Source organism: Kaarinaea lacus, assembly GCF_975902315.1.
This window is the reverse complement of sequence record NZ_CDLKIE010000330.1, coordinates 1-2,622: the sequence shown is the minus strand read 5'-3', so window position 1 is coordinate 2,622 and position 2,622 is coordinate 1. Positions and strand designations below refer to the sequence as shown.

At 46.6% G+C, this 2,622-nt stretch carries 3 protein-coding genes; 1 reads left to right on the top strand and 2 read right to left on the bottom strand.

Annotated elements, in window-relative coordinates; translation table 11 throughout:
- Positions 1 to 113: 113 nt before the first annotated feature.
- Entirely contained in the window at positions 114 to 1,793 is a 1,680-nt protein-coding gene (locus ACWVCM_RS10695; protein WP_455201740.1) for an aspartate:alanine exchanger family transporter, read from the bottom strand.
- Between the two features lie 135 nt (positions 1,794 to 1,928).
- On the opposite strand from ACWVCM_RS10695, the gene ACWVCM_RS10690 reads away from it, so the two are divergent.
- Positions 1,929 to 2,159, top strand: coding sequence for a NapC/NirT family cytochrome c (locus ACWVCM_RS10690; protein WP_455201741.1), 231 nt, complete (start codon positions 1,929 to 1,931; stop codon positions 2,157 to 2,159).
- A gap of 73 nt (positions 2,160 to 2,232) precedes the next feature.
- On the opposite strand, the gene ACWVCM_RS10685 is transcribed toward ACWVCM_RS10690, so the two are convergent.
- Positions 2,233 to 2,622, bottom strand: a 390-nt coding sequence (locus ACWVCM_RS10685; protein ID WP_455201739.1) for a hypothetical protein, incomplete at its 5' end; no start/stop codon positions are given.

Sequence of the window (2,622 nt, the reverse complement as noted above, 5' to 3'; positions counted from 1 at the left end):
GCTTTTCCGGTTTTTGTACCCAGGAAACTCCATCACCAATACGCACCTGACAAGCAGGCTCGTAACTAAAATCATCTTTGCCAGACAGAAGAGAGTATTTAATTTATCCCGGGCTAAATCATCATCATTGCAGTGCCGCCAAAGGTGAGTAGTACATTAGCAAAAGTATAACTACCGGCATAACCAATCGCAGGTACGCTGCTCCTGGCAGATTCGCTAACAATTGACAGCGCAGGTGTACTGGTCATCGAGCCGGTCAGTGCGCCAAGCAGTAATACTGGATTTAGCTTGAGTACCTGTCTTCCAAAAACGTAACCAATAGCCATCGGAACTAATGCGACCAGTGCGGCGCAGAAAATAATTGCCAAACCAACCGAGGTAAGTCCTTCAACAATTCCTGTGCCGGCATTCAGGCCAATGGACGCCATCAATAACATCAGTCCAAATTCACGAAGTAGATAACGCGCCGGCGCAGGCACTCGCCCAAACGTCGGATTGATGGAGCTCAGGTAGCCGATGCCAATTCCGGCAACGAGCAATCCACCTGCGGTGCCGAGACCAATTGCGATACCTGCGATTTTAAAAACAATCATTCCCAGCAATACACCAACAACGATTCCGAATGAAAATGTGACAAGATCGGTTTCTTCAACTTCTTCCTCGGTATAACCCAGGTATTCCCCCAATTCTCGCAAACGCGCTTCTTCGCCAATGACCTGCAATCGGTCACCTTTCAATAGAACGACTTCGTCAGTTAATGGCAATGCAACACCGGCGCGAATCAGTTCCGTAGCAAAACAGCCGTAATTCCTGGGCAGCTCCAGTTCACTGAGTCTTTTACCGACCAGTCGGGGATTGATGACCACCAGTTCATGCGCGTTAATACGATAGTCGAGAAGTTCTGGATCCAGCACTTCCTCAAATCCGAGAGTATCGCGCGCCCATTGGTGCACACTGAGACTGGCCAGTAATGAAATGACATCACCTTCTTCCATTACAAGTTGAGGCTCTGCGTCAATTAACTGGTTACCGCGTCGAACACGAAGTGCGACGGCCGCTTTGTTTAGCTCGGCTCTACGTTGAGCGATGGTTTTACCCACACCGGTGGCAGTAATCTGATAGGCCCTGATTATGGGGAGTGTATCCGCTGTCGTTGTGGAATTTGCTCGTTTTCCCAGCATGCCTTTTTCTTTAGCATACGTGCGAGCCATTGCTTCGAGGTTAAGTTGCATCAGTTTTGGCATGTAACGCACTGCAATAATCAAAGTGATAGTTCCAATGATATAAGTCAGGGCGTAACCGACGTTGACATTGTTCATCGCCGTTTTAGCACTCATGCCATCCGGAATGTTTGCCAGGCCACTGCGAATGGCATCCTGTGCGCCTGCCAGCGTTGGCGTACTTGTTAAACCGCCGGCGAGCAGTCCGGCATCAAATCCATCTTCAAACTGGAATACCAGCGATGCCCCATAGGCGATAGCAAAACCTGATGCAGCAACGACAGCGGCCAATGCAATATACCTTGGCCCGTCTTCGCGAAATGCACTGAAAAAACTGGGACCGGCTTGCAGGCCAACCGAGAAGATAAACAGGGCGAAACCAAAAGTACCAAATTCCGAAGGGACTGTGAGTTGATAGTGGCCAAATACCAGGGCTGCGAGTAGAACACCTATTGTGGGTCCTACGGAAATATCCCCGAAGCGAATATTGCCGAGTAAATATCCCAGGCCAATGACAAGGAACAATAGCAACATATCGTTGCTCTTCAGTAGTTCGTAAACGTCAACTTCCATGGAGACTACCTCATTAATATATGAAGTCGTGATTCGGATTGCCTACATATGATAAATGGTTCTGCAAGTTATTGAAATGATGAGACGAAAAAATTTGCAGTCAGCTGACGCGAGCAAGCATCTGCATGTTGTGATATTAGAACTCCCTGGTATGTCAAATCCGCATCGAGAACAGATTCACGTGAATGTCGCAACTGTCATGACTTCCAGTCCATGGACTACATGAAGCAAGGGCGCCGTGCCGTTGCTCAGCATATAGATGGATTTGATGAAGGAAAGACCTGTATAGAGTGCCATGCAGGCATTGCGCATTCACTACCAGCAATGGTTGAGATTGATCCTACCGCGGCAAAGAATACGCAATAACGCTTTTTACCGCTGTATGTAAAAATTGAAATGGAAAATTAACTGCAAACGCCCGAACTGTATTCTGTTTGGCTTAGTTGTTCTTGGCAGGAGGCATAATTTTGCTATAGGTCATTAGCGATTTGTAATTCGGACAAAAGTGCATGTCACTAACAAATTTTCCATCACGTAGGCATTGATCACAGGTATCGATGCTTGGACAGCGCTTGCATCGTACAATATGCTTTTTGACCTGTCTTTCGGGTAGTCTCTTCACAAAATCTTCAACACGTATACCAATGTAGTGCAACATCTTGGATAGACGATATTGATATACCGTATGGCGAAGGCATTCAACCTGGTATCGAAGCTTAAGTTTATTGTTGATGAAAGGAATGCGTTTTAGCAGCAACATAGTTGATTGCGAAAATGCCAGAAGCAATATGAGTAATAGCAGCGCTATAAAAAATAGAAAAAGCGTCGT

Coding starts and splice junctions, on each gene's coding strand:
- ACWVCM_RS10695 (WP_455201740.1), bottom strand. CDS start 1,793: ATGGAAGTTGACGTTTACGAACTACTGAAGAGCAACGATATGTTGCTA.